Source organism: Calditrichota bacterium (genome assembly GCA_013152715.1).
Classification (GTDB): Bacteria; Zhuqueibacterota; Zhuqueibacteria; order Thermofontimicrobiales; family Thermofontimicrobiaceae; genus 4484-87.
This window is the reverse complement of record JAADFU010000076.1, coordinates 1-5,773: the sequence shown is the minus strand read 5'-3', so window position 1 is coordinate 5,773 and position 5,773 is coordinate 1. Positions and strand designations below refer to the sequence as shown.

5 protein-coding genes are annotated in these 5,773 nt (G+C 44.7%); all 5 read left to right on the top strand.

Going from position 1 to position 5,773, the window contains the following annotated elements; translation table 11 throughout:
• Positions 1-425, top strand: a 425-nt coding sequence (locus GXO74_06035; GenBank protein ID NOZ61222.1) for a hypothetical protein, incomplete at its 5' end; no start/stop codon positions are given.
• Positions 426-513: 88 nt separating this feature from the next.
• Positions 514-951, top strand: a complete 438-nt coding sequence (locus GXO74_06030; protein ID NOZ61221.1) for a reactive intermediate/imine deaminase — start codon at positions 514-516, stop codon at positions 949-951.
• A gap of 70 nt (positions 952-1,021) precedes the next feature.
• Positions 1,022-3,331 (top strand): hypothetical protein, encoded by a 2,310-nt coding sequence (locus tag GXO74_06025; GenBank protein NOZ61220.1) that lies wholly within the window; start codon positions 1,022-1,024, stop codon positions 3,329-3,331.
• A gap of 250 nt (positions 3,332-3,581) precedes the next feature.
• The gene (locus GXO74_06020) at positions 3,582-5,204 is read left to right on the top strand and encodes a uroporphyrinogen decarboxylase (GenBank protein NOZ61219.1); all 1,623 of its coding nucleotides are present in this window, start codon (positions 3,582-3,584) and stop codon (positions 5,202-5,204) included.
• The coding region (locus GXO74_06015) for a GTP-binding protein (protein NOZ61218.1) at positions 5,183-5,773 on the top strand (591 nt) is incomplete at its 3' end. The genes GXO74_06020 and GXO74_06015, both read left to right, overlap by 22 nt.

The window sequence follows — 5,773 nt, the reverse complement described above, 5'->3', positions numbered from 1 at the left end:
GGTTTGAGTTTGAAAAAGGATTTGTTACTTACGGTGAATTTGATGAAAATTTGACGGCATATTTCAAAGATGGCAGTCGAAAGAGTTACGGCGATCCGAATGCAGACCATCAATTCCTGAAATTGATGAAGGCTGTGGAAGCGGCGCAGCAGGAAAATCCGGAAATTGTCTGCGGACTGGAAGCGGCTCGCTCACAGACGCTGTGCATGAATGGCGTGCAGGAATCTGTGGGTTCGGTAGTTCCTTTTCCGGAAGAAATTATCGTGCGCGATGACACGGATCAGCGCTACTGGGCGCAAAATGTGGATTACGATTTGTGCGAGTGCTATCGATTGAATGCTTTGCCGAGTGAATTGAAGCTCTCCTGGGCAAAAGCCGGCGAAGTGTTTGATTTGAAAAATTATGATCATTTTCCGAAGAAATGAAATTTTGCGAATGATTAAGGTGTAGTCCACTTCTGAAGTGGACTACACCTAACCCAAAAAACAGGAGGAACAAATCATGAAAAAATTGATGTTGATTTTGCTGGTTGGTTTGCTTTTTGTTGGCTGCGAAAATGAAAAAGCAGAGCGAAAAGTGATCGCAACTGAAAATGCACCCAAAGCAATCGGGCCCTATTCGCAGGCGATTCAGGTGGAAAATACGCTTTATCTGGCGGGACAGTTGGGTATTGATCCGGCGACGGGAAAATTTGCCGGTGAGGATTTTGATTCTCAAGCGAGACAGGCGTTGAAAAATCACAAGGCGATTTTAGAAGCGGCGGGATTTTCGCTGGAAGATGTGGTGCAGGTGCAGGTTTTTGTGACGGATTTGAACAATTATAGCGGGTTCAATAAAATTTATCAGGAATTTTTCAAGTCGGATTTTCCGGCGCGAGCGGTGCTGGAAGTTTCGCGCATCCCGGCTGATGGGTTGATAGAAATCATGATGGTGGCGCAGAAGGATGATTGATTTTTTTGTTAATTTAAGGTGTAGTCCACTTTTAAAGTGGACTACACCTGAGTAAAATCAGGAGAATAGCATGTCCCGAAAAATAGTAGTAATTTCAATTTTAGTATTGTTGACAATTCAGGTCGGAGCAAGTTTTTCCGTTCCGCGCGCTAAATATCTGGAGTTTGCCAGAAAGTCAGCGGATTGGGTGTGGGCGAATTACGACTCACTGGTGCAGGCATGGAAGGAAAAAATGGATCCCAACAGCCTCTGGGGCTATCGTCCGCCGGCGCAGTTGCTGGATATGGCGACCATTGATGCGGAATTTTTCAAGCTAACTGGCGAAGCGAAATATGCTGAACGCGCGAAAAAAGTTCTTTTAAGCTACGGCGATTTTCGCAAATTCTATCCCCGGTGGGCGGCAAAGAAGAGACCTGAATATGCCAATGGCGTTCCGGCTCTTCCTGATTTTTTCACTGCCATGCGTTACATCAGACCTTATGACATTTTGAAGAAAAAAGGACTCCTGTCCAAAAAAGAGCAGCAAAAAATTGAAGATTTGATCGCGCACAGCATTGATTTTCTTTTTCAGACTCAGGAATGGGGCGCAATGAACCGCGCGATTTTGCGCGGCGAAACTCTTGCCTGGGCGATCCGCGCTATCGGCGATCATCCGAAGATGAAATATTGGAAAATGTATGAAAAAGCGCTTGGTTTTGATAACTGGGGCAATTGGGAAATTGAAGACGCATCGCTGTATCACGGTATCTGGCTTTATTCGCTGATTGGCTACGCGGATGCGAAAAATCAGTTGTCCGAACTTTTTGAGACGCCGGAGATGTATTATTATTCCCAGTATTATCTCAATTTGATTTGCCCGGATATGATGATCCCGGATTTTGGCGACGCACTTTGGCGCTCCAATTGGCATCGCTATCTCGTATTTTTTGAAGCAGCCGCCAATCAACTTCGCAGTCCGGAACTGAAGTGGGCTGCCTCGCAGATTGTTGATAAATTTATGAATTTTGATAATATCAAAAGTTCCGGTCTGGCTTACATGATGCTGGATTGCTACCGTTTTGCCACGGACGATATTCAGCCGAAGCAGCCGACTACGCTCAGTCGGGAAGTCATGGAAGACATCGTGGGCAAGAAAATTGTCTTTCGCAATGGCTGGGATGAGAAATCAACCTATTTGCTGCTCAATTACCGCGATGAAGGCGATGGCGGACTGATTTTTCGCGATTATCTCCGCGACGGCATTCCGGTTGAAGAAGAAAAAATGACTCACGGCCATGCTGACGAAAACTCCATTGTTTTACTCATGCACAACGGTTCCGTGCTGTTGCATGACGGCGGTTATCGCGACTACATGCCCAGCGGGCCCTTTGGTGCTTATCGCCAGGATTATTTTCACAATCGTCTGTGTGTGCGTCAGGAGAAAATATTTTTCGGACAGAAAAAGGGAGAATATCGCTTCAGTCCGGAAACTCATCCCGAAATTCCGGGACAGTCTGTGCTGGATTTTCTGCACAACGCCGGCTCTTATCGCCGGGTGCGCACGCAAAAAATCGATTTTCTCACTTTCGAGGATTTTGATTACAGCCGCACCCGTGTTATCGACGACAAAATGGGCTATCAGTGGGATAGAACCATTGTTTATGTGAAAAATCCCGAAATGTTCGTCGTGTTTGATGTGTTTAAAGCTATTGAAGAAGACTGGTTCACAGCGGCGAATTTGTGGCACACGCGGAAAATCGTGGCGCAGGGTGAACACTGGTATGACACGAAATATGATTCATTGAGAAATGTGGCACTGGATTCAAACGAAAATCTGTGCATTTACTTTCCCAAAACTCACTACCGATTTGAGCAGGTGGAAAAGGAAAAACGCTATTATCAGGACGAGTGGGTAATTTCTCAATACACAGGACAATATTTTGAGTTAGGTCAGCATATCGGTTTTGTCACCGTGCTCATTCCCCATGGCGACGATGTTTCTCCAGCGGAATTGGTCAAAAAAATCGAATTTGTGGATTCAGGAGACAGCGGAAAAGGTATGTCTGTGAAAATTCACGATGATGGTCGCACAATTCATCTGGGCATCAAATGCGATTTGCGGATGGACATGGTTCGCGATTATCGGAGGCCTAAATTCACTTATGAATCCGGGAAAATTCGCTTTGCAGAATTTGAGTCTAACGGTGATTTCTTTTATCTGGAAAAAGAAAAAGATAATTTGAGTTACACCGTGGTCAATGTTTCGAAAATCAAATACGGAAAAAGAATTTTATTCAGCCAAAAACCAGCATTGTATGGCCTGGCGTTTGATGGTGCGCCGGATAAGCCGGGCGTGGGGAAGGTTCGGTATTGGAGAGATAGCGTGGAAATTAGGCGATAGGCATTTGTCATTAGTCGCTGGGGGGTAAAATCCTGACGGATTAATTCCAAATTTGATTGTTTGGAATTTTGAATTTGATATTTGGAAATTGTTTGGGATTTGGTGCTTGTGATCACGCCAGAGGCGGATGCGCCTTCGGCGCATTTGGAATTTCATCCATAAAATCCTTACGGATTAAATTCAAAAAGGTGAATGAAAGGATTGAATAGTAAACAGCAAGGAAGATAATATGAGTGATGCGGAGAAAAAAATGACTGGAAAAGAGAGAGTTTTAAAAGCTTTTAAATGCGAAGAAGTGGATCGAGTGCCGTGGGTTCCGTTTGTTGGTTGTCATGGCGGGAAATTGATTGGCGTTTCAGCAGAAGAATATTTGAAATCAAAGGATTTAATTGTTCAGGGCTTGAGCAAGGCGATTGAATTGTATGAACCGGATGGAATTTCGGTGATGTTTGATTTGCAAATAGAAGCTGAAGTGATGGGATGTCAATTGCTGTGGGCAGAAGATAATCCTCCGGCAGTTTCCACGCATCCCCTGAATGAAGGCGTGGAATTATCTTCTTTAAAGATTCCCGAACCGACAGAGGGAAGAATTCCTATCGTGATTGAAGCCATCAGAGAGATGAGGAATAAATTCCCGGACATTGCATTGTATGGTTTGATCACGGGACCTTTTACTTTGTCGCTACATCTGGCAGGGACCGAGCTTTTCATGAAAATGTTCGACGACCCAGATTATGTGCACGATTTAATGAAATATGGCAAAGAAGTTTCCAATGCCATGGCTAGTTATTACATTGAATCCGGGGCAGACATCATTGCTTTGGTCGATCCGATGACGAGCCAGATTGGCCCTGAAGATTTTCGCAGGTTTGTGACGCCTTACGTTTCGGAGATATTTGAAAAAATTGAACAAAAAGGCGCAATGAGCTCATTTTTTGTGTGCGGTCACGCGCAACAGAATATCGAAGCCATGGCAGAGTGCAAGCCGAACAATATTTCCATTGACGAAAATATCGCACTGGATTATGTGCGCGATGTTTGCTTGAAGCAAAATATCAGCTTTGGCGGAAATTTGCAATTGACGGCAACGCTTCTTCTGGGGACTGTGGAAGAAGTGCAGCGAAACGCTTTGCATTGTCTGGATACCGGCGGCGAGCGCGGATTTATTCTGGCTCCCGGCTGCGATTTGCCTTATGCCACGCCACCGGAAAATTTGCAGGCAGTGACGCAAATTGTGCAGGATGAATATCAGCGGGAAGTCCTGCGCACAATGGAAATGACCGAAACGACAAAAGAATTGCTCGATATGAGCGAATATGGTCAAATCGACAAGGTAATTGTGGACATCATTACGTTGGATTCTGAGAGCTGTGCGCCATGCCAGTATATGGTGGAAGCTGTTAAAAAAGTGGCGCCGCAGTTTGAAGGAATCGTAAAATGGCGGGAGCATCGGATTAAAGATGCCGAGTCGCTGACTTTTATGACATCCTTGATGGTGAGAAATATCCCCACGATTTGTATTGATGGCCAGATTACTTTTGTGTCTCGCATTCCTCCGCGGGATGAATTGATCGCTGCCATTCAGAAAAGAATTAATGAAAAAATGAAATTGCGCATCTTGCAAAAGCAGGGCACAATTTACGTTCTGGGCAGCGGTTGTGAGAATTGCGAAAAGACGAAGCAGAATGTCAAGAGAGCGATTCAAGAATTAGGTGCAGATGTGGAATTGAAATTTATTGAAAACGAAGAAGAGTTTCAACGTTTTGGCGTGATTTCAACGCCGGCTGTGGTTATTGAAAAACGAGAAGTAAAATCAATGGGGCATGTGCCGGCAGTCGATGTGATAAAGGAATGGATAAAGGACATCACATGAGCGCTATTCCGATTTTGTTGTTGACCGGCTATTTAGGCGCCGGAAAAACCACACTGCTGAATCATTTGTTAAATTTGCCATCGATTCAGTCAAAGAAAATTGCGTTGATTATCAACGAATTCGGCAGTCTGGGTGTCGATGGTTCGCTCATTCAGCCGGGCGATTTTGATAAATTTGAATTGAATAAAGGCAGTTTGTTTTGTATTTGCATCAAGACGGATTTTATCAAGACGCTGGACATTATCGCCAATGAAGTGAAGCCAGACCTGGTGATTATCGAAGCAACGGGCGTTGCCGAAACCAGCGATCTGGAAGAATTTATCGATTCGCCCAATTTGCAAGGGCGGTTTGAGATAATCGCCAATGTGGGACTGGTTGATGCTGAGAATTTTGTGAAAATTCTCCCGTTCATGCGCGCTGCCCGTAGTCAGGTCGAGTGGGCGGACGGAATTGTGATTAATAAAATCGATAAAGTCGAGCCATTTTCGATAGATGAATTGGAAAAAGTATTGCGTGGCTTGAATCCAAAGGCGCCCATTGTGCGCGTAAGTTTTGGGCAGATCCCTGAT

Bases quoted from the DNA above. Each gene is read 5' to 3' on its own strand.
- GXO74_06030 (NOZ61221.1), top strand. From the start codon at position 514: ATGTTGATTTTGCTGGTTGGTTTGCTTTTTGTTGGCTGCGAAAATGAA.
- GXO74_06025 (NOZ61220.1), top strand. From the start codon at position 1,022: ATGTCCCGAAAAATAGTAGTAATTTCAATTTTAGTATTGTTGACAATT.
- GXO74_06020 (NOZ61219.1), top strand. From the start codon at position 3,582: ATGACTGGAAAAGAGAGAGTTTTAAAAGCTTTTAAATGCGAAGAAGTG.